1 pseudogene is annotated in these 262 nt (G+C 40.1%); it reads right to left on the reverse strand.

The annotated features are described in order from the left end of the window. A pseudogene (locus A3761_RS26145) lies at positions 1 to 247 on the reverse strand (alpha/beta hydrolase); the annotation flags it as partial. Positions 248 to 262: the final 15 nt, after the last annotated feature.

The raw sequence follows: 262 nt of genomic DNA on the forward strand, positions 1-262 counted from the left end.
TGTTATTGATCATCATATGAACCGCCATTTCCCGAATGGTACGCCCTGGATAATCTACCATGTCGTCAAACCACTTGCTCATAGTCAGACTTTCTTCCAAATACTCCCTATCCCATAAATTCAAAAACTTCTCATACGTATTAATCACTGAGCCCATTGGGTTAGTTAATTTAAACACTAGCGATGAAGTCCATCCAGGCACATGAAAATAGCGTGTCGGTAAATCAAGTAAGGAAAAATTAAGCACGTTGGAAACCAGGTG

The organism is Oleiphilus sp. HI0123 (assembly GCF_001635315.1).